1 protein-coding gene is annotated in these 649 nt (G+C 34.1%); it reads right to left on the bottom strand.

Translation table 11 applies throughout. The annotated features are described in order from the left end of the window. Positions 1-592 (bottom strand): glycosyl hydrolase family 28-related protein (locus tag IDG60_RS19520; RefSeq protein ID WP_241013406.1); only part of this gene is annotated, 592 nt, incomplete at its 3' end. Positions 593-649: the final 57 nt, after the last annotated feature.

Below are 649 nucleotides of genomic sequence, written 5' to 3'. Positions count from 1 at the left end.
AACAATCTTCGATAACGACATTTTTCGTTATCGTACCATCTGTCGTTCCGAATTTTGGAAAAGCACCAGGTACTTGAATGTCTAATTGTATTGCTTCAGAATAAAAGCGTTCGCCACTATAGTCTATGAATCCTTCAAATGAACAGCTTTTAATATAGAGTCCGTTAATCCCACAAGCATCAATTGCATGACCACTCACTACATTCTTAATGGTCACACCTATTAATTGAATATCTTCAGCATGCCCAATGCACATAGCTGTATTGTTATAAGGATACGATACACCATTCATATCAAACTTGCCGCCTTTAATATGAATATGACTGTGTCCATTATAACCACGATAAAAACCAAAGCGATGACCATTTTTTAATAAAGGACCAGAATGACATCGGCGTAAAATAGTTTCATTATCTAACAAAAGTGTTGTATTGCCATATATCGTTAATGGTTTGCAAATATCATACGTCCCTTTCGGTATATAAACTGTCGTTGGTTTACATCTTCCACGATTTAACGCACGTTGTATTGCTCGAGTATCTTTAGTTTTGTTTATGCCTGTTAACCCATAATCTTTCATATTGATATACATAAATCGTCATCCTTTGTCTATTTTCTAATTACTCATATATTAACCAATTATTCAAAT

The organism is Staphylococcus sp. EG-SA-2 (assembly GCF_017152085.1).
Note: the sequence above shows the minus strand (reverse complement) of the source record. Positions and strands in the feature narration are given on the sequence as shown.